General features: G+C 72.4%; 24 protein-coding genes. 8 read left to right on the forward strand and 16 right to left on the reverse strand.

Annotation, left to right across the window (positions count from 1 at the left end; all coding sequences use genetic code 11):
- Positions 1-38 precede the first annotated feature (38 nt).
- Positions 39-497, reverse strand: coding sequence for a MarR family winged helix-turn-helix transcriptional regulator (locus tag ACIGQF_RS22945; RefSeq protein WP_399713150.1), 459 nt, complete (start codon positions 495-497; stop codon positions 39-41).
- Positions 498-598: 101 nt separating this feature from the next.
- On the opposite strand from ACIGQF_RS22945, the gene ACIGQF_RS22950 reads away from it, so the two are divergent.
- Both ACIGQF_RS22950 and ACIGQF_RS22955 read left to right on the forward strand, forming a co-directional pair.
- On the forward strand, positions 599-1549 hold the full coding sequence (locus ACIGQF_RS22950) for a zinc-binding alcohol dehydrogenase family protein (RefSeq protein ID WP_399713153.1): 951 nt from the start codon (positions 599-601) through the stop codon (positions 1547-1549).
- 224 nt (positions 1550-1773) lie between these two features.
- Positions 1774-3702: an exo-alpha-sialidase gene (locus ACIGQF_RS22955; RefSeq protein ID WP_399713156.1), complete on the forward strand. Its 1929-nt coding sequence runs from the start codon at positions 1774-1776 to the stop codon at positions 3700-3702.
- A gap of 39 nt (positions 3703-3741) precedes the next feature.
- Here ACIGQF_RS22955 and ACIGQF_RS22960 read toward each other — a convergent pair whose 3' ends face one another.
- Together ACIGQF_RS22960 and ACIGQF_RS22965 are read right to left on the reverse strand one after the other, a co-directional pair.
- Positions 3742-4311, reverse strand: a complete 570-nt coding sequence (locus ACIGQF_RS22960) for a putative glycolipid-binding domain-containing protein (protein WP_399713158.1) — start codon at positions 4309-4311, stop codon at positions 3742-3744.
- Between the two features lie 9 nt (positions 4312-4320).
- Complete coding sequence (locus tag ACIGQF_RS22965; RefSeq protein WP_399713161.1) at positions 4321-5415, reverse strand: bile acid:sodium symporter family protein; 1095 nt, start codon at positions 5413-5415, stop codon at positions 4321-4323.
- 164 nt (positions 5416-5579) lie between these two features.
- Here ACIGQF_RS22965 and ACIGQF_RS22970 point away from each other — a divergent pair, with 164 nt between their 5' ends.
- On the forward strand, positions 5580-6440 hold the full coding sequence (locus ACIGQF_RS22970) for a LysR substrate-binding domain-containing protein (protein WP_399713164.1): 861 nt from the start codon (positions 5580-5582) through the stop codon (positions 6438-6440).
- A gap of 83 nt (positions 6441-6523) precedes the next feature.
- On the opposite strand, the gene ACIGQF_RS22975 is transcribed toward ACIGQF_RS22970, so the two are convergent.
- The 4 genes from ACIGQF_RS22975 to ACIGQF_RS22990 all read right to left on the reverse strand — a co-directional run bounded on the left by ACIGQF_RS22975 (position 6524) and on the right by ACIGQF_RS22990 (position 12738).
- Positions 6524-9289: a SpoIIE family protein phosphatase gene (locus ACIGQF_RS22975; RefSeq protein WP_399713168.1), complete on the reverse strand. Its 2766-nt coding sequence runs from the start codon at positions 9287-9289 to the stop codon at positions 6524-6526.
- Positions 9290-9362: 73 nt separating this feature from the next.
- The gene (locus tag ACIGQF_RS22980) at positions 9363-10799 is read right to left on the reverse strand and encodes a sodium:solute symporter (RefSeq protein ID WP_399713171.1); all 1437 of its coding nucleotides are present in this window, start codon (positions 10797-10799) and stop codon (positions 9363-9365) included.
- A complete protein-coding gene (locus tag ACIGQF_RS22985) occupies positions 10796-11038 on the reverse strand; it encodes a DUF3311 domain-containing protein (RefSeq protein WP_399713174.1) in 243 nt (80 codons plus the stop codon). Before ACIGQF_RS22985 ends, ACIGQF_RS22980 begins: the two co-directional genes overlap by 4 nt.
- Positions 11035-12738: an amidohydrolase gene (locus ACIGQF_RS22990; RefSeq protein WP_399713177.1), complete on the reverse strand. Its 1704-nt coding sequence runs from the start codon at positions 12736-12738 to the stop codon at positions 11035-11037. Before ACIGQF_RS22990 ends, ACIGQF_RS22985 begins: the two co-directional genes overlap by 4 nt.
- Before the next feature lie 222 nt (positions 12739-12960).
- On the opposite strand from ACIGQF_RS22990, the gene ACIGQF_RS22995 reads away from it, so the two are divergent.
- Positions 12961-13164, forward strand: a complete 204-nt coding sequence (locus tag ACIGQF_RS22995; protein ID WP_361566121.1) for a CsbD family protein — start codon at positions 12961-12963, stop codon at positions 13162-13164.
- 236 nt (positions 13165-13400) lie between these two features.
- Here the strand turns inward: ACIGQF_RS22995 and ACIGQF_RS23000 are convergent, their stop codons facing one another.
- Positions 13401-15347: a discoidin domain-containing protein gene (locus ACIGQF_RS23000; protein WP_399713181.1), complete on the reverse strand. Its 1947-nt coding sequence runs from the start codon at positions 15345-15347 to the stop codon at positions 13401-13403.
- Between the two features lie 647 nt (positions 15348-15994).
- On the opposite strand from ACIGQF_RS23000, the gene ACIGQF_RS23005 reads away from it, so the two are divergent.
- The 3 genes from ACIGQF_RS23005 to ACIGQF_RS23015 all read left to right on the forward strand — a co-directional run bounded on the left by ACIGQF_RS23005 (position 15995) and on the right by ACIGQF_RS23015 (position 19149).
- Positions 15995-17818 carry an AMP-dependent synthetase/ligase gene (locus tag ACIGQF_RS23005; protein WP_399713184.1) on the forward strand — a complete coding sequence of 608 codons (1824 nt, stop codon included), beginning with the start codon at positions 15995-15997 and terminating at the stop codon, positions 17816-17818.
- Between the two features lie 115 nt (positions 17819-17933).
- The gene (locus ACIGQF_RS23010; RefSeq protein ID WP_399713187.1) at positions 17934-18767 is read left to right on the forward strand and encodes an aldo/keto reductase; all 834 of its coding nucleotides are present in this window, start codon (positions 17934-17936) and stop codon (positions 18765-18767) included.
- 184 nt (positions 18768-18951) lie between these two features.
- Positions 18952-19149 carry a hypothetical protein gene (locus tag ACIGQF_RS23015; protein ID WP_399713189.1) on the forward strand — a complete coding sequence of 66 codons (198 nt, stop codon included), beginning with the start codon at positions 18952-18954 and terminating at the stop codon, positions 19147-19149.
- Between the two features lie 85 nt (positions 19150-19234).
- Here the strand turns inward: ACIGQF_RS23015 and ACIGQF_RS23020 are convergent, their stop codons facing one another.
- From ACIGQF_RS23020 to ACIGQF_RS23040, 5 genes are all read right to left on the reverse strand, one after another.
- Positions 19235-19438: a hypothetical protein gene (locus ACIGQF_RS23020; RefSeq protein WP_399713192.1), complete on the reverse strand. Its 204-nt coding sequence runs from the start codon at positions 19436-19438 to the stop codon at positions 19235-19237.
- Between the two features lie 454 nt (positions 19439-19892).
- A complete protein-coding gene (locus ACIGQF_RS23025) occupies positions 19893-20807 on the reverse strand; it encodes a class I SAM-dependent methyltransferase (protein WP_399713195.1) in 915 nt (304 codons plus the stop codon).
- 91 nt (positions 20808-20898) lie between these two features.
- Positions 20899-21294, reverse strand: coding sequence for an Asp23/Gls24 family envelope stress response protein (locus ACIGQF_RS23030; RefSeq protein ID WP_399713198.1), 396 nt, complete (start codon positions 21292-21294; stop codon positions 20899-20901).
- Positions 21291-21884 (reverse strand): Asp23/Gls24 family envelope stress response protein, encoded by a 594-nt coding sequence (locus ACIGQF_RS23035; protein ID WP_399713200.1) that lies wholly within the window; start codon positions 21882-21884, stop codon positions 21291-21293. The genes ACIGQF_RS23030 and ACIGQF_RS23035 overlap by 4 nt, the downstream gene beginning before the upstream one ends.
- Entirely contained in the window at positions 21875-22420 is a 546-nt protein-coding gene (locus ACIGQF_RS23040) for a sigma-70 family RNA polymerase sigma factor (protein WP_361567246.1), read from the reverse strand. The genes ACIGQF_RS23035 and ACIGQF_RS23040 overlap by 10 nt, the downstream gene beginning before the upstream one ends.
- A 245-nt stretch (positions 22421-22665) precedes the next feature.
- Between ACIGQF_RS23040 and ACIGQF_RS23045 the strand changes: the two genes are divergently transcribed.
- Positions 22666-23664, forward strand: a complete 999-nt coding sequence (locus tag ACIGQF_RS23045; RefSeq protein ID WP_399713204.1) for a YihY/virulence factor BrkB family protein — start codon at positions 22666-22668, stop codon at positions 23662-23664.
- Here ACIGQF_RS23045 and ACIGQF_RS23050 read toward each other — a convergent pair.
- The 3 genes from ACIGQF_RS23050 to ACIGQF_RS23060 all read right to left on the reverse strand — a co-directional run bounded on the left by ACIGQF_RS23050 (position 23597) and on the right by ACIGQF_RS23060 (position 26004).
- A complete protein-coding gene (locus ACIGQF_RS23050; protein ID WP_399713206.1) occupies positions 23597-23908 on the reverse strand; it encodes a 4a-hydroxytetrahydrobiopterin dehydratase in 312 nt (103 codons plus the stop codon). The two genes, ACIGQF_RS23045 and ACIGQF_RS23050, sit on opposite strands and share 68 nt — an antisense overlap.
- Before the next feature lie 111 nt (positions 23909-24019).
- Positions 24020-24493, reverse strand: a complete 474-nt coding sequence (aroQ, locus tag ACIGQF_RS23055) for a type II 3-dehydroquinate dehydratase (protein ID WP_399713209.1) — start codon at positions 24491-24493, stop codon at positions 24020-24022.
- A gap of 125 nt (positions 24494-24618) precedes the next feature.
- Positions 24619-26004 (reverse strand): amino acid permease, encoded by a 1386-nt coding sequence (locus ACIGQF_RS23060; protein ID WP_399713211.1) that lies wholly within the window; start codon positions 26002-26004, stop codon positions 24619-24621.
- Positions 26005-26103 lie beyond the last annotated feature (99 nt).

Here is a 26103-nt window from a genome sequence, read left to right on the forward strand (position 1 = left end):
GAAGCGCGGCGGCGCCTTACCGCGGCCCGCCGTCCGGGTCAGGGGCAGTGACTGTCCAGGCCCGGAGTGGCGATGCGGGTGAGCAGGTCTATGAGCTGGTCGCGCTCGGCGGGGGTGAGCGCCGCGGTCAGTTCCGCGTTGGCCGCGTCGCCGAGTCGCTGCGTACGGCGCAGCGTGCGGGTGCCGGACGGCGAGATGGTGACCGCGTTCTTGCGGCGGTCGCGCGGGTCGGGTGCGCGGGTCACCAGCTCCTCGGCGACCAGGTCGTTGACGATCGTCACCATGTCCTTGGGGTCGATGCTCAGACTGCGGCCGAGGTCCGCCTGGGAGACCGGGCCCAGTTCGGCGACGGCCGACAGTACGGCGTGGTGCATCATCCGCATGCCTTCGCGGGCGAGCGCCTCGGCGACGAGCCGGTGGCCGCGGGCGGCGGCGCGGCCGAGGAGCCAGCTGGGGAGGGCGCGGATCCGCGTGGGTACGTAGGGGGTTTCGGCCATGCCTTCAGCCTATCGAGCGAACGCAAAAACGTTGGGGCATCCAATGGAATTCGGAGTATCGTTGGGGCCACCAACGTTTCTGCCGAGTGCGGGAGGTATGCGTGCGGCGTATCCGGTTCCATGAGTACGGCGGCCCCGAGGTGCTGCGGAGCGAGGAGGCCGAGGCGCCGGAGCCGGGCCCCGGCGAACTGCTGGTGCGCACCGAGGCGATCGGGGTGACGCTGCCGTCCGTACGCGCGGTGCGCGGCGACGGCAACGGCGGCGGCCCGCCGCTGCCCGGCGTGCTCGGCGGCGAGGTCGCGGGGAAGGTCGTCGGCACCGGTCCGGGCGTCACGGCGTACGCGGCGGGCGACCGGGTGACCGGGCTGCCGTTCACCGGCTCGTACGCCGAACTGGTCACCCTGCCGGTCGCCCTGACGAGCCGGATACCGGACGGCGCGAGCGCGGTGGACGCGGTGGCGCTGGTGCGCGGCGGCCATGTGGCGCTGGCCGCGCTGCACACCGCGCGGGCCGTGGCGGGCGCGTCCGTCCTGGTGACGGGCGCGGCCAGCGCGACGGGCCACCTCGCCGTGCAGCTGGCGCGGGTGCGGGGCGCGCGGCGAGTGGTCGCCGCGGTGGGCCCGTCGGCCGGTCCGGCCAAGGCGGAGTTCCTGCGCGGGCTGGGCGTCGACGAGGTGGTGTCGTACGAGGACGCCTCCTGGGGCGAGCCGGCCGAGGTCGTCCTCGACGGCGTCGGCGGCGAGGTGCTGCCGCGCGCACTCGCCGCGTGCGCGCCGGGCGGGCAGCTGGTCTTCTTCAACTCCGGCGGCGGCACGGTACCGGCGTACGAGCTGCTGGCCGGCGCGAAGACCATGACCGGTATGACGATGCGCCACTTCGCCGCCCGCCACCCGGAGGTGTACGCGCGGCACGGGGAGGAGCTGTGGGAGCTGGCGGGGAGCGGCCGGCTGCGCCCTGCGGTGCACGCGCGGTTCCCGCTGGCGGAGGCCGCCCGCGCGCACGCGGTCATCGAGGCGCGCGGCAACCTCGGCAAGGTCGTACTGATCCCTTGACGCCGCGTCGGAAGCGAGCGGCGACTCCCGGCCAATCCGAGTGACGCGCACTTCTTGCCGGGGCGCCTGCGGGACAAGTACCTTCCTCCGCACGAACATGGGACGTGGGATGTCCATACGTGGGATGTCCAGATGACCCGTCCGGCGGACCACCGCGACACCCGGGAACCCGCCGCGCGGTCGACGCCGATGCCTCGCCGATCTCTCGAAGGGCAGGTCGGACCATGACGTCAGATCCGAGCGCACACAACAGTCCCGGCCCGAGACCCGGGCGACGCCGCTGGTGGGCCACGCTGGCCACGGCGACGCTCGCCTTCCTCCCCCCGATCCCCGCCACCGCCCAACCCCCCGCTGAGGCCGCCCCCGGCGGCCTCAGCCAGCAGGTGCTGTTCAAGGCCTCCCAGGAGAAGGGCTACGCCTGCTTCCGTATCCCCGCGATCGTGACGACCCCGCGCGGCACGCTCCTCGCCTTCGCCGAGGGCCGGGTGAACAACTGCGGGGACGCCGGCGACATAGACCTGGTGATGAAACGGTCCACCGACGGCGGCCGCACCTGGAGCCCGCTCCAGGTCGTCAATGAGGGCGGCGGCGACACGCACGGCAACCCGGCACCGGTCGTGGACCACCGCACCGGGCGCGTCGTCCTCGCCGAGACCTACAACAAGGGCCGTAACGACGCGGCCAACTGCGACGTGCCCTGCGACCGCAGACCGCACATGCAGATCAGCGAAGACGACGGACGCACCTGGTCGAAGCCGAAGGACATGACGCCGGCGCTCCGGCCGCCGTCGTGGAACTCCTGGTACGCGACCGGTCCCGTGCACGGCATCCAGCTGACCCGCGGCCGGCACGCCGGGCGCCTCGTCTACACCGTCAACGCCGAGAGCTACGGGGGCGGCCGCATAACGGCCAACCACGCAGCGCTCATGTACAGCGACGACGGCGGCCGGAACTGGCGCACCGGCGCGCTCGACACCTGGCGCACCGCACAGGACGGGACGTTCCGTCAGAAGCCGTCCGAGATGACGCTCGTGGAGCGCACGGACGGCACCGTCTACGTCAACGGGCGGGAGCAGGACGGCACGGACCTCGGCCACCGTACGGCGGCCATCAGCCGGGACGGCGGCAAGTCCTTCGCCCGGCCGTTCGAGGCCATTCCCGACCTGTACTCCCCGATGGTGCAGGGCTCGATGGTGCGGCTGCAGCCGCGGTCGCCCGGCGGTCAGGGGCGGCTGCTGTTCGCCGCGCCCGCCGACCCCGACCGGCGCCGCACCATGACCATCCGTTCCTCCTACGACGACGGCCGCACATGGGAGGGTGCGGACCGGGGCGCGCGGATCACCACCGACTGGTCCGGCTACTCGGACCTGGCGAACATCGCGCCGGGCGAGGTCGGGCTGCTCTACGAGGGCGGCGCCGTGGACGCGCGGGACGAGATCCGCTTCGCGCGGTTCACCGAGGACTGGCTCGGGCCGCGCCGCGGCCCGGACCCGACGACTCCGGACCGCGGGTCCGGAGCCCGTCCGGCGGCGGTCCTGGGCGGCGCCCGGGCCACCGACGGACGCTTCGGGAAGGCGCTGGCGTTCGACGGCAAGGACGACGCCGTGCGGTTGCCGTTCCGCTCGTCACTGCCGCTGGGCGACCGCGACTTCACGTGCAGTCTCTGGTTCCGGTACGAGGCGAAGAGCGGTGAGCAGCCGCTGCTGTGGATGGGCGGTGTGGGCAGCAGGGCGCCGCAGGTGGCGCTGCGCGCCGACCCCGCCAAGGACCGGCTGACGGCGGACCTCACGGCGCTGACCGGCGCCGGGCCCGCGAAGTCGGCGCAGGTCACTGCGGCCGGCGCGGCCAACGACGGGCGCTGGCACCATCTGGCGCTGCGCCGGTCGGACGGCCGGCTGACGCTCACGGTGGACGGGACGAAGACCGCTTCGGCGGCGGACGTGCCCGGGTCGGTCAGCCGGAACGACACGTTCGGCGTACACCTCGGTCAGAAGCCGGACGCCCGGTCGCACTTCACCGGCGCCCTGGACGAGGTACGCGTCTACGGGCGTGCCCTGAGCGACGGTGAACTGGCGCTGGTCCGCGAGCACAACACGCCGGCCGCGGCGCCGGCCGTGCTCCGGCTGCCGCTGGACCGGGTGCGCGGGAGCTAGCGGCCCGCGTGCGAGGAAAGGTGCGGAGGGGACGGCCGGTCAGCGGGTCTGGGTGCGCTGCGCCAGGTCCGGATAGCCGACGATCAGGCCGTCCCCGTCGCACTCCAGGTCGCGCTGGAAGGTGCCCGAGGTGTACCGCACCAGGGCGCCCTCGTCCGTACGGGCGAGGTGTTCGTACCGCTGCGGGGACGGCTGGACCACCAGCTGCGGCACCGACACCCACGCCATCACGAAGTCGTGCGCGCCGGGCGAGCGGTGCAGCCCGTGGCGCAGCAGCGGCATGGTGTTGGTGAGCGGGCAGAGACCGAGGTCGCAGTCGAGCGCCTCCTCCAGGCCCGCGAGCGGCTCGCCGCCCGCGGTCCACCGGCCCTCGTCGTCCCGCCGCAGATCCAGCTCGCGGCTGCCGGCCGCGCTCTCGGCGCGTACCCGCAGCCGCCGCGTCACGAAGTCCTCGCCGGTCTCCAGCTCGTACGTGATCCAGTAGGCCTCCGGTACGGTGCCCACCGCCCGGCCGTGCGCGGACAGTGTCCGCTCGCCGAGGTCCACCCACGCGGTCTCGATGCCCTTGCTTGCGGTGACGTCCCAGGTGAGGACGTGTTGGCCCGTCATGCAGGCACCCTAGCGGCGCGCTCCCACCGCATCGTCGGCCGACACGGCGCGGGACCGGCCGTCCTCCTCCCCGGTCCCTGCGGCCGCCGGCTGCTCCGCGGTCCCCGGTATCTCCGCCCCCTCCGCGGCCTCCGCTCGGCGGGCGTACCGCTTGGCGATCACCGCGCACACCATCAGCTGCATCTGGTGGAAGAGCATCAGGGGCAGGACCGCGAGGCTGGCCTGGGCGCCGAAGAGGACGCTGGCCATCGGCAGGCCGGCCGCCAGGCTCTTCTTGGAGCCGGCGAAGGTGATCGCGATGCGGTCGGCGCGGGGGAAGCCGAGCTTCCGTGAGCCGTACGTGGTGAGCGTCAGCATCACGGCCAGCAGGACGGCCTCGACGGCCACCAGCTCGGCCAGCCGCCAGAAGGACACCTTGCTCCAGATGCCCTGGACCATGCCGGTGCTGAACGCGGTGTAGACGACCAGCAGGATCGAGCCGCGGTCGACGTAGCCGAGCACCTTCTTGTGCCGGGTCAGGAAACCGGAGATCCAGCGGCGCAGCAGCTGCCCTGCGAGAAACGGCACCAGCAGCTGGAAGACGATCGAGAGCAGCGAGTCGGCGGAGAAGCCGCCGCCGTCCCCGCCGAGCAGCGCCGCCGCGAGCAGCGGTGTGATCACGATGCCGACCAGGCTGGAGAAGGAGCCCGCGCAGATCGCCGCCGCGACGTTGCCGCGCGCGATGGAGGTGAAGGCGATCGAGGACTGGATCGTGGAGGGCACCAGGCACAGGAAGAGCAGCCCGGTGTAGAGCTGCGGCGTCAGCAGGTACGGCACGAGGCCGCGGGCCGCGAGGCCGAGCAGCGGGAAGACGGCGAAGGTGAACGCCAGGACCGTGAGATGCAGGCGCCAGTGGCGCAGCCCGTCCATCGCCTCACGGGTGGACAGCCGGGCGCCGTACAGGAAGAAGAGCAGGGCGACGGCGCCGGTCGAGGCGCCCTCGGCGCCGGTGGCCAGGGCGCCTCTCGCGGGCAGCAGCGCCGCCAGCACGACCGTGCCGACGAGCGCGAGGATGTATCCGTCCACGGGGAGCCAGGAGGGGATCTTCAGCTGAGGGAGGCGCATGGTCTCTCTATCGGTCGGCGGCTCGGGCCGGGGCGTGCGGTCTGTCGCGCCCCGGGGCATGGACGGTGCCCTCTCCAGAATGCGCCTGATCACGGCCATCGGGAAGCCCTCTGACCGTAGTCACTGTCATGTCGGAACGTGATGGGCGGGGGTACGCTCGGAGCGTGTTCGATCCCGTACAGCTGCGGACCTTCCTGGCCGTGGCGCAGACCCTGAGCTTCACGCAGGCCGCGCAGCGCCTCGGGGTGCAGCAGTCGACCGTCAGCCAGCACGTGCGGAAGCTGGAGGCGGCGTCCGGGCGCCGGCTGTTCGCGCGGGACACCCATGGGGTGGACCTGACGGAGGACGGCGAGGCGATGCTCGGCTTCGCGCGCACGATCCTGGAGGCCAACGAACGGGCCTCGGACTTCTTCGCCGGGACGCGGCTGCGCGGCCGGCTGCGGTTCGGCGCGTCCGAGGACTTCGTGCTGACCCGGCTGCCGGAGGTGCTGGAGGGGTTCCGCCGGGACCATCCGGAGGTGGACCTGGAGCTGACCGTCGAGCTGTCGGGGACGCTGCACGAGCGGCTGGCGGCGGGACGGCTGGACCTGGTGCTGGCCAAGCGGCGCCCGGAGGATCCGCGGGGGCGGCTCATCTGGCGGGACAAGCTGGTGTGGATCGGCAGCGAGCGGCTGCGGCTGGATCCGCAGCGGCCGGTGCCTCTGGTGCTGTTCCCGCAGCCGGCGCTCACCCGGGGCCGCGCGCTCCAGGCGCTGGAGGAGCAGGGCCGCGAGTGGCGCATCGCCTGTACGAGCGGCAGCCTGAACGGGCTGATCGCGGCGACCCGCGCCGGGCTCGGGGTGATGGCGCACTCGCTCGGCATGATCCCGCCGGGGCTGGTCCGGGTGGGGTCCCGCGCCGGCCTGCCGGACCTCGGCGGCGTCGACTTCGTCCTGGTGCACGGCCGCCCGGACGGGCCCGCGAGCGGCCCGGCCGAGGCGCTGGCCGCCGCGATCCTGGCGGGCGGCGACCGGCTGCATCTGTGAGCGCGCGGGCGGCGGCCGGACGGTCGGCAGCCGCTTCCTCGGCAGTCGCCGGCTCAGAAGCCGCCGTCTCAGAAGCCGCCGTCTCAGAAGCCGCCGTCGTCGAACTGGTCCAGGAGGACGTCGGCCGGGGTCTCGACCGGTGCCACGCCCGCGCCGTTGAGCGGCTGCTCCGTCCAGATGACCTTGCCGCCGGGGACGTACCGGGTGCCCCAGCGCTGCGCCAGGTGCGCCACCAGGAAGAGTCCGCGGCCGCCCTCGTCCATGCTCGTCGCCCGGCGCAGGTGCGGCGCGGTGCTGCTGCCGTCCGCCACCTCGCAGATCAGGCTGCGGTCGTGGAGCAGCCGGAGGCGGATCGGCGCCGCGCCGTACCGGATCGCGTTGGTGATCAGCTCGCTGAGGATGAGCTCGGTGCTGAACCCGATGTCGGCCAGCCCCCATTCGCGCAGCCTCGCGCCGCACTCCGCGCGCAGCCGGCCCACCTCCGCCGGGTCCTGCGCCACCTCCCAGTCCGCCACCCGGGACGGATCGAGCAGACGGGTGCGGGCGATGAGCAGCGCGATGTCGTCGGACGGGCGCTCGGGCACCATGGCCTCGACGGCCGCCCGGCACATCTCGTCCGGGCCGCGGCTCGCGGCGCCCGCCAGCGCCGTGCCCAGCATGTCGAGGCCGGTGTCGATGTCCCGGCCGCGGTCCTCGATCAGCCCGTCGGTGAACAGCACCAGGTCCGTGCCCTCGGGCAGCGGGAACTCGGTGGTCTCGAAGGGGTGGCCGCCCAGGCCGAGGGGCAGGGAGGGCGGTACGTCCGGGTAGCTGACCGTTCCGTCGGGGGCCACCAGCGCGGGGCCCGGGTGGCCAGCCCTGGCCATGGTGCACAGCCCGCTGACCGAGTCGTAGATCGCGTACAGGCAGGTCGCTCCGGTGACGCCCTCCCAGCCGCGCAGCTCCTGACCGGCCTCCTCCTCGCTGTCGATCCGGGTGACCAGCTCGTCCAGATGGCCCAGCAGTTCGTCCACCGGCAGGTCCAGCGTGGAGAAGTTGTGCACCGCGGTCCGCAGCCGGCCCATCGTCGCCGCGGCGTGCAGCCCGTGCCCCACCACGTCCCCGACCACCAGCGCCACCCGCGCGCCCGGCAGCGGGATGACGTCGAACCAGTCGCCGCCGACCCCGGCCTGGGCCGGCAGGTACCGCCAGGCCACGTCCAGCGCGTCCTGTTCCGGGAGGCCGCGGGGAAGCAGGCTGCGCTGGAGGGTGACGGCCATGGCGTGCTCGCGGGCGTAGCGGCGGGCGTTGTCGATGCAGACGGCGGCGCGTGCGCTGACCTCCTCGGCGAAGGACAGGTCCTCCCCCTCGAACGCCGGGGAGTCCTCCGTCCGCCAGAAATTGACCATGCCCAGGACCACGCCGCGGGCCCGCAGCGGCACCGTCACCAGGGAGCGCACGCCGGCCTCCAGCAACGCGGCGCCCCGGGCCCGGTCCTGGTCGGACCACTCGACCGTCCGGGTCAGGTCCGCCACGAGCGCCGCCCGGCCCTCCTCCAGCGCCCGTGCCTGAGGGGTGGTCGACACGAAGTGGATCAGCTCGCCGACGGGGTAGATGCCGGGCTCGCCCGGCCCGCCCCTGGCCGCGGTCCGCCGCATCCGCCAGCCCGCGTGCACCGAGGGCTCATCGCCCGCCGTCACCGCCTCCAGCAGGTCGACCGTGACGATGTCGGCGAACCGCGGCACCGCCACCTCCGCCAGCTCCTCCGCCGTACGCACCACGTCCAGCGTCGTACCGATCCGCACGCCCGACTCGTACAGCAGCTTCAGCCGCTCCCTGGCGACCTCGGCGCGGCCGGTCAGCGCGGCGAGTTCGGTGGTGTCGCGCAGGGTGGCGACGCTGCCGCGCGGCCCGCCGGCGCGTTCGGTGGACCGTACATTGACGGCCAGCAGACGGTTGCCCACGTGGTGCACCTCGTCGGTGGCCGACCGTCCGGACCGCATCAGCTCCTCCAGCCGGTCCGGCAGCCCGACCTCGTCGACGGCCCGGCCCTCGGCGAGGTCGGGCAGGTCCAGCAGGCGCTGCGCCTCGTCGTTGACCAGCTGGATCCGGCCGTCCGGGCCGAGGATCACGACGCCTTCCCGTACGGCGTGCAGGACCGCGTCGTGGTGTTCGTACATCCGGGTCATCTCGGCCTGGCCCAGGCCGTGCGTCTGGCGCCGGAGCCGCCGCGTCACCAGGCCCGTGCCGCCGGCGGCGAGCACCAGGCCGAGTCCCGCGGCGCCGAGCAGGACCGGCGTCTGGCGGTCCACGGTGCTCTCCGCGCGCTCCAGGGTGATGCCGGCCGAGACCGCGCCGACGAGGGAGCCGTCGGGGCGGTTGACGGGGGCCGTGGTGTCCACGGCGGGCCCGAGCGGGCCTTCGTCGATGATCTCGGTGAAGGGGCGGCCCTGGCGGGCGGCGTCGATGGCCGCGCCGAAGGCTCCGACCACGTGCTTGCCGATGAGCTTGCGGTCGGGGTGCGTGATGCGGATGCCGTCCAGGTCGAAGACGACGAGGTAGTCCAGCTTGGCCCGCTTGCGCACCGCTTCGGCCTGCGGCTGGAGCACCGCCGTGGGGTCGGGGCCGTCCATCGCGCGGGCCACGGCGGGCGAGGAGGCGAAGGTCTCGGCCACGGACAGCGACCGCCGCTCGGCCGACTGCTTGCTGTCCCGCTTGGCCTGGAGGGCCAGGGCCGTCACCGCGGCGACCACCACGAGCACCACGATCACGGCCTGGAGGATGAAGACCTGTCCGGCGAGGCTGCGCGGATTCAGCAGGGAGCGCGGCCACGCCCATGACTGCTGCCGAATCCGACGAAGTCCCGCCATATCCAATTTTTAACACTGCTGCTCCCCTCCCGCCGCGGAGCCGCGCGCCCGGCTCACCGGCGCGGGCGCGCGGCTACCGGGCAGGGGCGTGCGCGTCCTGATCGGCCGTCACCCGGGGAGCGGCCGACAGGGGCTCGGTGACCGGCCCCGGGCGGAGCCGGCTCAGCCCGAACATCAGTACGCAATTGATGGCCACGGCGACCAGCCCGGCGTTGATGCCGCCGAGCCCGGGGTCGGTCACGTACAGCACGATGGACGCCGCGATCCCGCCGAGCATCCCCGCCGAGACCGCCCACGGCTGCACCCGGCGGCAGAACATCAGCGCCAGCCAGCCCGGTACGAGCTGTCCCAACAGGTAGTACGTCAGGTTGAGCACCGTCAGCATCAGCGTCGAGGCGGTGAGCGTGAGGACGGCGGCGGCGACCAGGAAGACGGCGACCACCGCCGTGGTGGTGCGGCGCTGCGCCTCGGGGCGGATGTTCGGCGCGAGGTTGCGGGAGACGATGCCGCCGATGGTGAGCGCGGTGACGGCGAGGACCAGCACACCGGAGAGGCCGGCGCCCGCGGCGACCACGCCCACCAGCCAGTCCGGGAGCCGGTCCTGGACGATCGCCATGAAGACGGTGTTGGGGTCCTTGACGTCCGGCCGGTCGGCGAAGGCGAAGTAGGCGGTGGCGACCAGGAACGGATACATCAGCATGTAGACCGGCATCCAGACGGTCGAGGACTTGATCGCCCGCTCGGACTTGGCCGTGAAGATGTACGCGGCGGAGAAGCCGAGGTAAAAGGTGACGCTCTGAAAGACGATGGTGGTCAGCGCGAACACCATCGGCGAGCCGCTCATCGTCACCTGCGCGCGCGGCACCGAGCCGGGCCCGAAGACCTCCGCCGGACCGCCGCCCGCCACGACCGCCACCACCCCCGCGACGACGATCCCCAGCACCATCAGCACGTCCTTCAGGATCGCGACGAAGGCGGGCGAGCGGACGCCGGAGACGGCGAGGTAGAGGAAGGCGATCACGCCCGCCAGCACCACCGACTGCACCGGGCTGATCGGCAGCCCGAGCGCGCCGAGCACCACCTGCATGCCGATGAACTGGTACTGCCCCCAGGGCACCAGCGCCACCAGCAGCGCGCCCGCCGTGACCAGCTCCAGGCTCCGGCTGCGGAAGTGCCGCCCGAACACATCGGGCACGGTCATCGCGTCGTACCGCACCCCGGCCCGCCAGATCAGCGGCGCGATGTAATACCCCAGCGGATAGGCCAGCAGGATGTAGCCGAGGAACCAGACGCCGTAGCTCGCGCCGCCCGCGTAGATGCCCGCGGGGAAGCCGATCATGGTGCCGATGCTGTAGATCTCGCCGACCGCGAGGAAGTACAGCAGCCAGGGCGGGAAGGACCGGCCGCCGACGAGGTACTCCCCGATCGACATGTTCTTCGTCCCGCGCCGCGCGCTGAAGGCGACCAGTACGGAGAGCGCCATGAAGCCGAAGAAGACCGCCGCCGTCATCTCCCGGCCCTCTCTCCCGCCGGCCCGGCCGCCGGGTCCTCCCGGTACCGCGGCTCGTCGATCCGCCAGGCCGCCCACAGGCACAGGCTGGTGAGCGGGAACCACGCGAACAGCCACAGCCACAGCAGCGGGATCCCGAGGACGTACACACCGGTGTCCGCGAGCAGCGGCATGACGACGAGGATCGCCACGACCGGCAGCCCGAGCCCGATGGCGAGACTCTTCCGGCTGTCCTTCATCGGCCGTCCCCTCCCCCGGCCCGCCCCGCGGCAGGCGGTCCTGTGCCGCTCCACACGACCTCGCCGCCGATGACGGTGGCGTCCACCCGGAGGTCCCGCAGCGTGTCCGGCGCCACCGCGCCCGGGTCGGCGGAGAGCACCGCGATGTCGGCGAGCTTGCCCGGCTCCAGGCTGCCCTTCGCGTCCTCCTCGAAGGCCAGGTGGGCGGCCTGGCTGGTGTAGCCGCGCAGCGCGGTGTCCACGTCCACCCGCTGCTCCGGCCCCAGTTCGTGGCCGTCGCGGGTCGTCCGGCGCACCGCGCACCAGATGCCTTCCAGCGGCGGCACCGGGACCACCGGGGTGTCCGAGTGCAGTCCGAAGGTGACGCCGTGCTTGCGTGCCGAGGCGAGCGGGTCGATGCGGCGCGCCCGCTCGGGGCCGAGGAACCGGTCCCGGTGCCGGTCGCCCCAGTAATAGACGTGTTTGATGAAGAAGGAGGCGAGTACCCCGGCCCCGGCCATCCGGTCCAGCTGCTCCTCGCTGACCATCTGGCAGTGTTCGATGCGGTGCCGCCGGTCGCCCTCCTCCGGGCCGAGCCCGAGCTTGCCGTACGCGTCCAGGACCGCCTGGATCGCGGCGTCGCCGTTGCCGTGGATCGCGACCTGCCAGCCCGCCTCGTGGAGCGTGGCCACCCGCCGGGCGAGGTCGTCCTGCGGGAAGATCAGCAGTCCGTTCTTGTCCGGGGCGCAGGCGTACCCCTCCGAGACGCAGCCGGTCAGCCCTTGGAGCGAGCCGTCGGCCCACATCTTCACGCCGGCGATCCGGAAGAGTTCGTCGCCGAGCCCGGCCACGCCCGCCTCGACGGGGCTGAGCTCGCCGCGCGACAGGCCGGGGAAGAGGTCCTGCACGAGGTAGGCCTGGATGCGGTTGCGCAGCCGGCCGGTGCGGCGCGCCAGCCGGTACGCGTCCAGCTCGGCGGGCCCGCCCACCAGTCCCAGCCCGGTGTCGTGGACGGTGGTGACGCCGGCGGCCAGGTAGGCGTCGCCGGCCAGCCCGATGGCCTCGGCGAGGTCGGCGGCCGCCGGCTTGGGCATCGCGGCGTACGCGGCGAACGCGGCGGTCTCCGCGAGCACCCCGTCCGGCTCGCCCGACGCGTCCCGGTGGATCGCGCCGCCCACCGGGTCGGGGGTGTTCCGGTCGATGCCGAGCAGCCGCAGTCCGGCGGAGTTCAGTACGCAGAAGTGGCCGGAGACGTGCTGGAGGCAGACCGGCCGGTCGCGGGAGACCGGGTCGAGGTCGGCGCGGGTGGGGTGCCGGTCGTCGGCGAGCAGGGTGTCGTCGTAGCGGTAGCCGCGTACCCAGGTGCCCGGCTCGGCGTCGGCGGCGGCCTGCTCCACCCGGGCGGCGATGTCGGCGATCGTGGCGTTGGGCGGGCTGCCCGCGTCGACCTCGGCGGCCAGTGTGAGGCCGAAGAACGTGGGGTGGTTGTGGGTCTCGATGAAGCCTGGCACCGCGCACCGGCCCTGGAGGTCGAGCACGCGGGTGCGCGGTCCGATCAGCGCGTGCACCGACGCGTCGTCGGTCACGGTGAGTACGCGTCCTGCGCGGGCGGCGAGCGCGGTACGGGTCGTACCGGCCCGGTCCATCGTGCGGACCGTGCCGTTCAGCAGGACGAGGTCGGCTGCCGTGCATGAATCGGCAGTACGGGGTACCTCGGACATCGGGCGGTCACCACCTGACGCAGGACGGGGCTTGCCTGTCGGGACGGGATTCCCGACATGCTGCCTGCTCCGCGCCCCTGGTGACAGGACCAGATGAGGGGCGTCGGAAGGAGTCCAGCGGTCCGGGTGACCGTACCGGCCCGGCCCTTCCCGGGGTGCGGGCCGGCAACGGGTGGGGCAGCGTGGTTGCCGTCCCGCCGAACGAGACGAAGGAGTTCCGGCATGGCCGACAAGGGCGCGATGGACAAGCTCAAGGGCAAAGCCAAGGAGATGGCCGGCAAGGCCACCGGCGACAGCCGGATGAAGGGCGAGGGCCGCACCGACCAGACCAAGGGCAAGGCCAAGGACGCCGTGGACGAGGCCAAGGAGCAGGGCAAGGGGATCAAGGACTCCCTGACGGACCGCGACCGGACCGACGAGTCCTGACCGTCGAAGTCCGACCGCACGGGCTCACACTGCGGCCCGTTCCCGCACGAGGGTGCGGGAACGGGCCGTCGGCGTGCCGGGCCGGTCAGCGGGGCCCGGCCGTGCGGAATCCGCAGTCGCCAGGCCGTACTCGTCGGGTGGTGGTCAACGGCGCGTTCTGCGGGCTGCTGCACCGTACCCACCCGGCCGACGTGCGGGCGGTCCAGCAGGAGCCGGCCGCCCGCAACGCACGGTCTTCACTTGGCGAGCCGAACCGTTGATTGCCGGGCCGGCTGGCCCTTCTGCTCCACCCGCACCCAGTCGATCTCGGCCTGGACGCCGCCCTGGGCCATCCGGTCGACGCTGGACTGCGGCAGGCCCCAGTACGGCTGGGTGACCTTGTTCCAGCCGGCCGGGTAGGCGCCGCCGAGTGCGAGGTTCAGGATGACGTACTGGTCGTGGTCGAAGACCCACTGGCCGCGGGTGGACTCCAGCTTGTTGCGGGTGGTCTCCTGCACCACCCGGTCGTCGACGGAGAACTTCATGCCCTTCGGGGTCCACTCCACCGCGTAGGTGTGCCACTGGTCGGCGCGGCCGCCGTCCGGGTAGTGCTGCTGGGCACCGATGTTGCCGTCGGCGGAGTAGCCGGGGCCGTGCAGGGCGCTGCTGGTCCAGTCGCCGTAGCCGATGTTCTCCATGATGTCGGTCTCGCCGGAGGCCGGCCAGGACACGGACGGGTCGTCGACGTTGCTGCCCAGCATCCAGAAAGCGGGCCAGAAGCCGTCGCCGACCGGCAGTTTCATGCGGGCGCTGACCTTGCCGTAGGTGAAGTCGAACTTGGTATTGGTATCGATGCGCCCCGACGTGAAGTCGTACGTACCGCCACCGGCCTTGGTGCAGCCCTTGCAGTACTTGGCCGTCAGGACCAGATTGCCGTTGGCCGTACGGATGTTGTCGGTGGAGTCGACGTACGCCTGGGACTCGCCGTTGACGGATCCCATCTCGGTGCCGGTGCGCACCACCCGCCACTTCGAGCGGTCCAGGCCCGCGCCGGTGAAGTCGTCGAAGAACGTGGTGCGGTACGTCCCGCCCTGGTCACCCGGCAGTGCCGGATAAGCCGCGTCGGCGCTGCCGCCCGTGCCCCAGACCTGGAACTCGTAGAGCGAATAGCCGAACTGGGCGGTGGCCGGCGCCGGGTTGTAGAAGGACCGGCGTTCCTTGCCGAGCATGCGGACGTAGCGCCCGGTGGCGGGCGAGGGGAGCTGCACGGTGTCGTGCCGCCCGGTGGCCTCGGCGGGCGACTTCACATCGGCACGGCGGGCGGCGGCCTCGGCGGCGGACGGGCGGTACACGGTCCGCCAGGTCCTGTTGTCGTCGGAGACCTGGAGTTCGTAGTCGACGGCGTAGGCCGCCTCCCAGTAGAGGTCGACGGTGTCGATGGTGGAGCGGGCGCCGAGGTCGACGGAGACCCAGCGGTCCGCGTTCCAGTCGCTGGACCAGCGCGACCGGTCCGCCTTGAGGTCGGCGGGCCAGCCGCCGTCGGTGACGTAGGCGGGGGTGTTCCCGGCGTGCTGGTAGACGTTGCTGTAGGCCGGGTGGTGCAGGGCGAGGTTGGCGCGGGTGGTGGAGGCGGGCGCCGGGGCGCCGCCGTACACCGCGAAGGCGTAGAGGGAGTAGCCGTAGGGCGTGGCGCGCTGGACGCCGCGCATCCGGACGTAGCGGCCGGTGACCTCCTGGGGGTAGGTGCTCGCGGTGACGCTGCCTCCGGTGCCGGCGTCCTCGGTGTAGAAGGGCTGCCAGTCGGTGCCGTTCTTCGACACCTCCAGGACGTACTTATTGCCGTAGGCGGCTTCCCAGTCCAGGGTGACGCGGTCGATGCGCAAGGTGGCGCCCAGGTCGATACGGATCCAGGCGTCGTCGGCGGCGTTGCTGGACCAGCGGGTGGTCCCGCTGCCGTCGACGGCGCCGCCGGGCCGGGTGCCGTCGTTCTCGCTGCCGGAGGCGGTGACGGCACCGGGGTCGGCGGCGTACGCGGCGGCCGCGAGGTCGGTGTCCCAGGCGGCGGGCGCGGCGGCGCGCGGCGTGGCGCCGGTCGCCTCGGGGACGGTGACCGTCGCCAGCACGGCGAGGGCGGCCAGGGCGGTGAGCAGGAGGGTGCGGAGCCGGACGGGTCTGGTGCGCGGAACTCTCGTGCGGGGACGCATGGCTCTCCTTCGGTGGTGAGGAGGTGCACCGGTCGGAAAGACCCGGAGAGAGCGCTCTCAGCGCAACGTAGAAGGGGGCACATGGACCGTCAAAGGCGGGACTGTGACACCGATCACTTTCGACACCTTCTGAATCCGGCACCGGCACCGCTTCCGCCCGCCGGAAGATGGAGCCACCGGACCATGAACAATGTGAAGCGCACGGAGTGACATCCACCCCCTCACCGTTCACTTCCCGAACGCCCCCAGAGTTCGCGTTCGCGAGCGGCCCCGACACCCCGTCACCCCACCCGATACCACCCAACCAGGGGCGAACCGGGCGAAGTGCGCGCCCCGCAACATGGCCTGTTCTGTTCGGCGACGACGCAGGAAGCGTGAGACCGGCCGCGGCGGGCAGGTGTGCGTTCCCGGAACGGTTGGGTCCGGACATCGGGAAACGGAAAGATTTGGTGCAGAAAAAGTCCCTGTGGCGTGATCGATCCACATGTTACTGACGGGTTCATGTCCGGGGTTCTCCGAAGTAGCCCGTTTTCGTCGGATGACCTGGGCCTATGGCAACGGTTCGGACGTTTGGCAGCCACTGCCGTGAGGCGGTTTCCGTGGGGTACGGTCTCGGCGCTGCTAGGAGCACCATGAGGAGCGGGTCATTGCGCGAGTACTCCGTCCCCCCACTGGCGACGGCGCCCCGTGTCGGTGGTCTGGCGGACGCCATTTTCGAGAACGCCGAGTCCGGCCCCGAGCGGGTCGCGCTCTGCCGTAAGGACGACGCGGGACGCTGGCAGGACATCAGCGCCGCGCGGTTCCGTGACGAGGTCATGGCGCTCGCGAAGGGCCTGCTGGCACAGGGCGTACGGTTCGGCGACCGCGTCGGGATCATGTCGCGGACACGGTACGAATGGACGCTGTTCGACTTCGCCCTGTGGTCGATCGGCGCGCAGCCCGTCCCGCTGTACCCGACCTCCTCGGCCGAGCAGGTCTTCTGGATGCTGCACGACTCGGCCGTCTCCTCCTGCCTGGTCGAGCACGAGGACCACGCCATGACCATCGGGTCGGTCATCGACCGGCTGCCGCACCTGCGCCGGCTGTGGCAGCTGGACGCCGACCCGGTCACCGAGCTGACCGAGGCCGGCCGGCACATCGAGGACGACGTGGTGCACCGGCACCGCATGGCGGTCACCCCGGACGCGCCCGCGACCGTCATCTACACCTCCGGCACCACCGGCCGCCCCAAGGGCTGCGTGATCAGCCACGCCAACTTCATGGCCGAGGCCGACAACGTCGTCGAGCGGTACGAGCGGGTCTTCCACTCCAAGCCGGGGGACGAGGCGTCCACCCTGCTGTTCCTGCCACTGGCGCACGTCTTCGGGCGCATGGTGCAGGTCGCCGCCATCCGCGGCCGGGTCAAGCTCGCGCACCAGCCGAACCTCTCGGCCACCGCGCTCCTCCCCGACCTCCAGTCGTTCAAGCCGACCTTCATCCTCGCGGTGCCCTACATCTTCGAGAAGGTGTTCGCTGCGGCCCGCCGGAAGGCCGAGTCCGACGGGAAGGTCGGCCCCTTCGACAAGGCCGTGGACGTGGCGCGGCGGTACGCCGAGGCCATCGAGCACAAGGCCTTCGGCACCGGCTCCGGGCCCGGCCCCGGCCTGCGCATGCAGCACCAGCTGTTCGACAAGCTCGTCTACAGCAAGGTGCGGGAGGCCATGGGCGGCCGGGTGCGGCACGCCATGTCGGGCGGCTCGGCGATGGAGCGCCGGCTCGGCCTCTTCTGGGAGGGCGCGGGCGTCACGATCTACGAGGGCTACGGCCTGACGGAGACCACCGCGGCCGCCACCGCCAACCCGCCGGAGCAGACCCGGTTCGGCACGGTCGGGCTGCCCGTACCGGGTACGACCGTGCACATCGCGGACGACAACGAGATCTGGGTACGCGGCGGCCAGGTCTTCCAGGGCTACCTCAACAATCCCAAGGCCACCGACGCCACGCTGCACGACGGCTGGCTGGCCACCGGCGACCTGGGACAGCTCGACGAGGACGGCTACCTCACGATCATCGGCCGCAAGAAGGAGGTCCTGGTGACCTCCGGCGGCAAGACGATCTCGCCGGTGCCGCTGGAGGAGCGGGTGCGGGCGCACCCGCTGGTCGCCCAGTGCATCGTGGTCGGCAACGACCGGCCGTACGTCGCCGCGCTGGTCACGCTGGACGCGGAGGCGGTGACGCACTGGCTGCAGATGCGCGGCAAGCCGGCCATGCCGCCGACCGACCTGGTGCGCGACCCGGACCTGGAGACCGAGATCCGGCGCGCGGTGGTCGCCGCGAACACGCTCGTCTCGCAGGCCGAGTCGATCCGTACGTTCCGGATACTGGCCAGCCAGTTCAGCGAGGAGCACGGGCTGCTGACGCCGTCGCTGAAGCTGAAGCGGAAGGCCATCGAGACGGCGTACGAGGCCGAGGTGGCGGCGCTGTACGGGTGACGGCGGAGGTGCGCACGGGCGGCACCAAATCTTTGGGCGCGTATGGGAATGCACGGATCCACTCAGTGGTTGGATCTTGTAGAACCTGTACGCCGACCAAAGGATCGATTCGCTCGTGAGCAAGGTCCCCCACATCACCCTCAACAACGGCGTCACCATGCCGCAGCTCGGCTTCGGCGTCTGGCAGATCCCGGACGACGAGGCGTTCACCGCCGTCGGCCACGCCCTGGAGGCCGGGTACCGCAGCATCGACACCGCCGCGATCTACGGCAATGAGGAGGGCACGGGGAAGGCCCTCGCCGCGTCCGGCATCGCCCGCGACGAGCTCTTCGTCACGACGAAGCTGTGGAATTCGGAACAGGGTTACGACTCCACCCTCCGCGCCTTCGACGCCTCCCTGGCGAAGCTGGGCCTGGACTACGTCGACCTGTACCTGATCCACTGGCCGCTGCCGGCCCGTGACACGTACGTCGACACCTACAAGGCGTTCGAGAAGATCCAGGCGGACGGCCGCGCCAAGGCCATCGGTGTCTCCAACTTCCAGCCCCCGCACCTCCAGCGGCTGCTGAACGAGACCTCGGTCGTCCCCGCGGTCAACCAGATCGAGCTCCACCCCGAGCTGCAGCAGGCCGAGAGCCGTGCGTTCCACGCCGAGCACGACATCGCCACCGAGGCCTGGTCTCCGCTGGGCCAGGGCAAGGGCCTCCTGGAGAACGCCACGATCGGCAAGCTCGCCGAGAAGTACGGCAAGACCCCGGCGCAGGTCGTGCTCCGCTGGCACCTCCAGCTCGGCAACGTCGTCATCCCCAAGTCCGCGACCCCGTCCCGGATCAAGGAGAACTTCGACGTCTTCGGCTTCGAGCTGGACGCCGACGACATGCAGACCCTCGCCGGCCTCAACGCCGACAAGCGCCTCGGCCCGGACCCCGCCACCTTCGACGTGGCCTGAGCCCCGCGCTCATCCCTACGGCGCCGCCGCCCACTACGCCTGGGCGGCGGCGCCGTCGTCGTGGCCGCCGAGGCCGGTGCTTCAAATGCACCTTTCGGGTGGAATAGCCCCTTTTTGCGAGTAGAGGGCGAGCAGCACGGTCATGCCCGTAGCACACCCTCACCCTTTGCCATCAGGAGGAACCATGCGCATCCGTACCGCCTTCGCCGCTGCCGCGCTGGCTGTCGCATCTCTGCTGGGGAGCGCCGGCGTTGCCGCGGCCGACTCCGACACCCCCGACAAGTTCGTCATCACCGATGTCGCCAAGCTGTCGGCCGAGAACGGGGTCCCGCCCTGCGACGAGGCGCTGTACACCACTCCGTCCGCCGCGATCTGCTCCTGATCACCTGATCGAGGCCCGAACGGGTCACACAACGGCGCCGCCGCCCACGCTCTGTGGGCGGCGGCGCCGTTGTTGCTGTGGCGGGTCAGCTCTTGTTGACGCCGTTGTAGCTGAGTACGGGCACGTCGCTGAGGTTGATGAGCGGCGTTCCCGCGTCCTCGGCGGCGTCGGTCGCGCTGGAGGTGTCGGACGCCGTCGATGGCGGCGGTGCCGCCGCGGCGGCGCCCGCGGCACCCAGGACGACGAGAGCCGAGAGCACGGTCGCGGTGACCGCTGTACGCACGCGCATAAGCGTTTTCCCCTTCAGTCGGATCGTCACTTGCTTGACCGGGTGGCGATCCGGGAAAACTGGCGCACTGCGCGGTCCACTCGAACAGTCGCGACGCAGGGGCCCGCGGCGCCGCCCTTCGCCTGAACTGTCATACGATCTACGGTCATCGGCGGAACGAGGAGGCGCGGATGTCGCGGCGGGGGAAGAAGTGGCTGGTCATTGCCTGGGGCGTGCTGGTCGTCGGAGGGGGCGGGCTGGCGCTGTGGCTGAACGGCGGGGCGGCTACGCCGTCGCAGCAACCTGAGCCGGAGTTCGGGTGGTTCCCGATGTCTCCCGAGCCCTCGTCGGTAACTCCCGAGTCCTCCCCGGTGACTCCCGAGCCCTCGTCCGTGCCTCCCGATTTCTCCTTGGAGGGGGCGACAACCGCCGAGGACGGGGCCACGGGCTGACGGAGCGTCAGGGACGGTGCCGGTTACTGTGCCCGGCCCACGTGCACCGTTTGTGCCGAGAGCAGGAAGGCGTCGGGGCGGTGGGCGATCGCGGCCTCGTCGGCGGGGTCGGTGAGGCGTGCCAGTACCGCTCGGTCCTCCTTGTCCAGCAGCTCCGCGTACCGCTCGGCGGCGCGGGCCAGCCGGTCCGCCACGTGGTCACGCGCGTCGCCCGTGAGCGGGGCCGGCAGGTCGAGCAGGAAGCTCCGGCTGCCGGTGTCGTGCAGCCCAGCGGCGGCCAGCATCGCGGGCCAGTCCTCCGCCGTCTCGCGGTGCCCCGGCAGGTCGGCGCGCATCCGCGCGAACCACTCCTCCTGTGCCGCGTCCATCCGCGCCTGCAGTCCGGGCCGCCCGATACCGATGTCGCGCGGCAGCATCCGGTCCGGCAGCCCGCCCTCGGCCACCGCGAGCACGCCGCCGGGCCGCAGCCGCCCGGCCAGCAGCGCGACCGCGGCCGCCTGGTCGCCGACGTGGTGCAGCACCCTGCTCGTCCAGATGAGGTCGGCCGTGCCGAGCCCTCCGAGTTCGCCGGGCAGTTCGGCCACGTGGGTGTGCACCCGGTCGGCCAGCCCGAGCCGCGCGGCGCGGTCGCGGACCCGGGCCAGCAGCGCCGGCGCGGGGTCGATCGCCACCACCTCGGCCTCGGGGAAGGCGCGCGCCAGCAGACAGGTGAGGACGCCGGGCCCCGAGCCGACGTCCCAGAGGCGGCGGACCGGCACCGTTCCGGACGCGTGTTCCTCCGTACCGCCCAGGAGCGTACGCAGCCAGTCGGCGGCCTGTTCGTACATCGGCGTGGCGATCTCGGCCTGGCGCTCCAGTACCGGGGCGTGCTCGTCCCAGTCGACGTGCGTGTCGTCGTGGCCGTGCCCGTGCGAGTGGTGGTGCGGGGTGTCGGTCATGGGCCGAGCCTCCGGTACGGCGCGCCGGAGGGCAACCACCTCGGCGGCGCGGTGGCGGGCACCGCCGGATCCCGGCAGGGACGCGCGCCGCTCAGGCCAGGTCCGTGACCGTCACCGTGACCGTGAGCCCCGCGATGCCGTGGCCTTCGGGGCCGTCCGGCGCACACGCGCGGTTTACCGCTGCCGTCACCTCGCCGCGCACCGCGCGGGTCACGTCCAGCGCCCGGTGGCCGCGGCGTACGGCGAGGTGGATGCGCAGGCGCCACCGGTCCGACTCCCCGTCCGGCTCGGCACGGACGCCCGCGACGCGCCGCTCGTCGGCGGCGGCGAGCAGCGGTACCGCGCCGCGCACCAGGTCGCCCAGGCCGGGGCGGAGGTAGGCCACCCCGGGGGTGTTGCGCGCGGCCTCGGCGGCGGTCCGCTGGAGGAGTGCGCGCAGTTCCCGGTCGGTCCTTCCCCGGCCCTCCGCCTGCTGTGCACCGCTCATGCCGGCTCCTCCGACTCGTCGATGAGGTCGACGACCGCGACGTCGACCGCGGAGACGTTCAGGCCGACCGCCTCGTCCGCCGCCGCGCGCACCCGCCGGCGCACCTGCTCCGCCAGGTCCGGCAGCTCCCACCGCAGGCCCGCAGCGATCTCCATGCTCACCGTCATCGGACCCTCGGGCGCCGTCAGGGTCACCCGGCAGCTTCCGGCGTGGACCGCGGGCAGTGTCTCGGCCGCCGCCCGGAACGCCTTCGCGGCCGCCGCCTCGGTGATCCAGGCATCGTCCGCCGGCTCGCCCAGCGGCAGGGTGCGGCCGGGCCGCAGCTCGGTTCTGACCAGGTCCATCACCCGTGCCGTGAGCCGCTCGGCAGCCGCCGCGTCCGCCGCTTCGGCGGCCTCGTCGGCGGCGCCGGTCCGGGCCTCCCGTACGTAGTCGTCGAGCACGCCGAGCTGCGCCAGGGCCTCCTGGCAGTGCGGGCACCCGGCCGCGTGCGGGTCGTCCGGCGACTCCTCGGCCGCCTCCCAGACCTCCGAGAGCGTGCGGCCGCAGGGCAGCGCCGGATCCTCTTCGTACGCGTCGCCTACCGCCATGAGCTCATCGCCTCCGTCAGATGGCGGCGGGCCCGGAAAACCCTGCCGCGTACCGCCTGGTGCGTGCTGCCGACGATCTCGGCGATCTCGTCGTAGGGCAGCCCCTGGAGTTCGCGCAGGACCCAGCAGGCGCGCTGTTCGGGGGTGAGTCCCCGCATGGCGTCGCCCAGCGCTTCCACGGCCGCGTGCGACTCGGCGGCACGGACCGGCGACGAGGCGTGCTCGGGCGCGGGCGGCTCGGGGACCGAGCCGAGGTCCTGGGTGGGGCGGCGGGCCCGCAGGATGTTCAGGCAGCGATTGGTGACGATGCGGTACATCCACGTCGAGAACGAGGCATCGCCGCGGAATCCGGGCATCCGACGCCAGGCGTTGACGAACGCGTCCTGCACGGCGTCCTCGGCGTCGGCCCTGCTGCCCAGGAGTCGGGTCGCCAGGCGCAGCAGCGACGGGCCGTGCCGCCGTACGAGCACCTCGAACGCCCCCTCGTCCCCCTCCGCGGCCCGTGCGGCCAGGAGGCCATCGCCGGGTTCGGGCACCCGTCCGCTCCTCTCCGTCCGTACCTCGGAACATCCGTGCCAGGCATCACTGCCCCGGGGCCCATTGGGACACGCCTGGCCGCCGATGTCGCGGTACGGCACGCACAAAGCGCTCCGATTACGCCCATTATCCGATCCTTCGCCCGGCATCGCGGCCCCCGCGCGGTACGGAGAATCGCCAGAACGGGGCAGGATGGGGGCCTGGCCGGAACAGATCGGTCCGTACGGAGAGGAAGACCAGCACGATGGAGGTCGGCGATGAGCGCCGGGTGCCCGGGCAGCAGACGCCGGAGCGGGCCGGGCCGGGCACGGTGGCGGGGCGCTCGCTGCCGTCCTGGCGCCAGTGGCGCACCGCCCTGCGCCGTACGCCGGTGTCCGTGTGGAACGACGACCTGACGGACTGGGCCGCGAGCCTGACGTACTACTCGGTGCTGGCGCTGCTGCCGGCCATGATCATCACGGTGTCGCTGATCGGCCTGGCCGATCCGCCCGCGACCGGGCAGCTGATCGCGCACATCAGCTCGCTCGCCCCGGCCCAGTCCGGCGACACGCTGCACCGCGCGCTGGTCTCGATGGCCCACCAGCGGACCGCCGCCTGGCTGCTGGTGGGCGGTGCGACGGTGAGCGCCGTGTGGTCCTCGTGCAGCTATCTCGCGGTGTTCCGGCGGGCGCTGCACGCCATGCACCGGGTCAAGGACGACCGGCCGCCGTGGCGGAAGGCGCCGCGCATCCTCGGCACCGCGCTGGTGCTGCTGGCCTCGCTGATCGGCAGTGCGGTGGCGCTGCTGGCCAGCGGGCCGCTGGCGCGTGCGCTGGGGCGGGCCGTGGGCCTGGGCCGGGCAGCCGAGGCGACCTGGAACGTGGTCAAGTGGCCGTTCCTGCTGTGCCTGGCGACCGTGCTGGTGCTGGTCCTCTTCCGGTCGGGGCCGCCGGCCTCGCGCGGGGTGCGGCGCGGGGTGCCCGGCGGCGTCCTCGCGGTACTGCTCTGGCTGGTCTCCTCGGCGGGCTTCGCGCTCTACGCGTCGTACGCCGGCACGTTCAGCCGGCTGTACGGCTCACTGGCGGGGCCGGTGGTGTTCCTCATCTGGCTGTGGTTCTCCCACCTCTCCCTGCTGACCGGCGCGCAGTTCAACGCGGAGCTGACGCGGGCGGCGCCGCAGCTCGCGCGGGGCAGGATCAATGCGCCCCGTGGCCCGCTGCGACGGCTTCGATCCGCTGTGCGAGGACGAAGTCCCGCTCGGTGATGCGGCCGCCGGCGCTGTGCGTGTTCACCGCGATGGCCAGGGTGTTGTAGCCGAGGGTCTGCTCGGAGTGGTGGTCCAGTTCCTCCTGGAGCTGGGCCACGTGCACGACCATCGCGGCAGCCGGGAGGTGGCTGTCGAAGCGGTACGTGCGGGTGAGCCGGTCCTCGGCCACCGACCAGCCCGGCAGCTCCGCCAGCCGGTCCTCGATCTCCTTGTCGGTGAGCGGATCCACCTGACCGTCCATGTCGTACCGCCTCTCGGCCGTCGCCCGTATCTGCGTTCCAGCTTTTCCACCCACCCTCGCACGCCGAACCCGCTTTCGCGCCAATGTGCGACTCCGGCGGGGTGCGGGCGGTCAGCCCTCCTGGCGCGCGGCCACCAGCGCGGCCACCCGCTCGACCGCGAAGGCGTAGCCCTGGACGCCGCAGCCCGCGATGACGCCGTCGGCGCGGTGCGAGACGTAGGAGTGGTGCCGGAACTCCTCGCGGTGGTGGATGTTGGAGATGTGCACCTCGATGACGGGCATGCCGTCGCAGGTGTTGAGGGCGTCGAGGATCGCGACCGAGGTGTGGGAGTAGGCGGCCGGGTTGATCACGATGCCGGCGTGCGCCGTGCGGGCCTCATGGATCCAGTCGACGATCTCGCCCTCGTGGTTGGACTGCCGGCAGTCCACGGTGCCGCCGTGCGCCTCCGCGGTCTTGGCGCACAGCGCCTCGACGTCGGCGAGGGTGTCGGAGCCGTAGATCTCCGGCTGCCGCTGTCCGAGGAGGTTCAGGTTCGGGCCGTTGAGGACGAGGATCGGCGCGGTGGCGAGGGAACGGGCGGGCATCGGGCTCTCCTTCGGTGTACGGCTGCCACCTGGCGGTGTGCGGCTTCCACCGGAGATCTATCACGGACCCCGAGGGCGCCGGGCGGGTGACCGAAAGGTGATCGTCCGGGCCCGCCCGCCGGGCGTCAGGCCACCGGTTCCTCGTGCTTGGGGGCGTCGTCCGCGTCCGCCGGGAGCCCCGCCTCGGCGGCCTCCCGCTCGCGTACGGTGCGCCGCGCCCGCATCCACGCGTAGACCAGGATGCCGGCGAAGAGGAACAGCACGCCCTGGTAGATCGCCGCGTACCCGGCACCGGCCACCAGCCAGAAGGTGAAGCCGAAGGCGACCAGCGCGAGGATCAGGTCGCGGGCGAAGCGCCCCGGACGCACCTCGTCGCGGCGCCCGGTGAGCAGGTAGTAGATCTGCGCGGCGGCGGCGAGGAGGTAGGGGACGGTGGCCGAGAAGGTGGTGATCAGGACGAGGATCTCGAAGACGCCGCCGGCGCCGGAGACGTAGTTGATCACGGTCAGCGCGCTGGCCAGGATCGCCGAGGCGAGCACGCCGAAGGTCGGCACGCCGCGCCGCTTCTTCTGGAAGGCGGCCGGGAAGAGGCCGTCCCGCGCGGCGGCGTACGGGGACTGGGCGCTCATCAGCGTCCAGCCGTTCAGCGCGCCGACGATGGAGATCACCGCGGCGGCGGCGACCAGCATGCCGCCCCAGTGGCCGCCGAACATCATGTTGATGGCGTCGGAGAACGGCGCCTTGGAGTCGACCAGCTTGTCGTGCGGGACGGTGCCGAAGACGGAGACCGTGCCGAGGAGGTAGACGACCGCGGCGCCGACGACGCCGAGGACGGTGGCCCGGCCGACGTTCCGCTGCGGGTTGCGCACCTCGCCCGCGCTCATCGCGGCGGACTCCAGGCCGAGGTAGCTGTAGAGGAGGAAAGCGGCCGCCGCGGAGAGGCCGCCCAGCGCGCTGCCGCCGCCCGCGTTGAACGAGCCGAGGTTGTCCGCGTCGAAGAAGAACAGCCCCGCGATCGCGATGAAGAGGAGGGGGATGAACTTCAGGACGGTGGCGATCAGCTGGACCGCGCCGACGTAGCGGGTACCGGCGAAGTTGGAGATCGCCGGGAGCCAGAGCGCGGCCAGTGCGACGGTCAGGTCCAGGCCCGTGGAGGCGTGGCCGGGGAAGAGCACATGGACGTACCCGACGGCCGCGACGGCGAGCGCCGCGTTGCTGACCCAGGCCATGGTCCAGTACGACCAGGCGGACAGGAAGCCGGCGAAGTCGCCGAACGCCTCACGGGCGTAGACGTACGGGCCGCCGGTGTCGGGGTGGCGCTGCGCCAGCCGTCCGAAGACCAGGGCCAGCGCGATGGCGCCCAGGGTCAGGACGCCGAAGGCGACGAGGCTGACGGTCCCGAAGGGGGCGACCGAGGCGGGGAGCAGGAAGATGCCGCCCCCGATGATGTTGCCCATCACCAGGGCGGTGGCGGTCCCCAGACCGAAGCGGCGGGTGTGCCGGTCGTGCATGGCGCGTGGTGGCTCTCTCTTGTGCTCTGCGCCCGAGGATCGCCGGACGCCCTGCGCACCGGGCCAGTGTCGGGCACCGGGCGCGCCGCGCCCGGCCGG

The sequence above is a fragment of the Streptomyces sp. NPDC053560 genome (assembly GCF_044544605.1).
Classification (GTDB): Bacteria; Actinomycetota; Actinomycetes; order Streptomycetales; family Streptomycetaceae; genus Streptomyces.